General features: G+C 48.0%; 1 protein-coding gene. It reads right to left on the bottom strand.

What is annotated here, in order from left to right:
• Positions 1-743, bottom strand: a 743-nt coding sequence (locus tag R7O13_RS26590) for a sigma 54-interacting transcriptional regulator (protein ID WP_318305172.1), incomplete at both ends; no start/stop codon positions are given.

Consider the following 743-nt stretch of genomic DNA (forward strand, 5'->3'; position numbering starts at 1 on the left):
ACCCAGCATATCTGCAGCCCTTGCAACGACCCCACCTTGCGCTTCTAACGCTTGGCTGATCATGTTGACTTCCAAATCTGCTAATAGCTCTTTTAGGTTCACCCCTTCTGGTGGCAACGCTTGAGGCGCATTCATGTTGTGATCCAGATCGCTTTGCTCGTCAAAGCTGAAGTCTTCCGAGAAGATGTCTTGGAACACATCGCGCTCTTGCTCTTCAATCGAAGTGAACGGATTACCTTCAGGTTGGAACTCTGGAATATCACTGTAGCGATATTTCGTAGGAAGATGGTTCACATCAACCAGACTGTTTGGGTACAAAATGATCATGCGCTCAACAAGGTTAGCTAACTCGCGCACGTTACCCGGCCAGTGGTGTTCCATCAAAGAGTTGATCGCACGCGGCGTGAAACAGATTGGCTGGCCGCCTTCGGCTTCCAGACGTGTCATCAGCTCCTGCAATAACAATGGGATATCTTGCTTACGCTCTTTTAGCGCTGGCATTTCGATTGGGAAAACGTTCAAACGATAGAACAAATCTTCACGGAACGTGCCTTCTTCGATCATGCTTTCCAAATTACGGTGTGTCGCAGCGACCACACGCACGTTGACTTTGATTGTCGAGTTTCCGCCAACTCGCTCAAAACAACGTTCTTGAAGTACACGCAATAACTTCACTTGCATCGACATTGGCATGTCACCAATTTCATCAAGGAAGATCGTGCCACCGTCTGCTAATTCAAATC

Source organism: Vibrio sp. Y176 (assembly GCF_033438945.1).